The organism is Neisseria sp. P0021.S007 (assembly GCF_051956855.1).
The window spans coordinates 1-445 of record NZ_JBQCXA010001694.1 but is presented as its reverse complement, the minus strand read 5'-3'; the positions used below and the strand labels follow the sequence as shown (position 1 = coordinate 445).

Here is a 445-nt window from a genome sequence, read left to right as displayed (position 1 = left end):
CCGCGATATAGTCGGGATAGTAAAACGCCAAAACCGCGCGTTTGACAGGGACATCGACTTTGACTTCGCGTCCCAATACGTCTTTGATAGTTTTGATTTCAGCTTGGGCAAAAAGGGGCAGGAGGGCGAGGGCGGTAAATAAAGCGCGTTTGTTCATGAGCGGATACTTTCAAAGAAATAATTATCATTTGTCTTGTTTTCAGGAGAAAAGTTCCCAGACGGTCCTTCTGCGCCGACATTATTTTCAGACGGCCTTACATTGTTTAAACCACGCCGAAAAAGTAAAATAACTGTTTTAAAAGATTTTGGAGCCATCATGACCGTCAAAACCCGTTTCGCCCCCAGCCCAACCGGCTACCTGCACATCGGCGGCGTACGCACCGCCCTGTTCTCATGGGCGTTTGCCCGCCATCATAAAGGCGAGTTCCTATTGCGTATCGAAGAC

At 48.3% G+C, this 445-nt stretch carries 1 protein-coding gene; it reads left to right on the top strand.

Translation table 11 applies throughout. From position 1 onward, the window contains the following. Positions 1-259 precede the first annotated feature (259 nt). Positions 260-445: glutamate--tRNA ligase family protein (locus ACTHUR_RS20960; RefSeq protein ID WP_440400739.1), on the top strand; the 186-nt coding region annotated here is incomplete at its 3' end.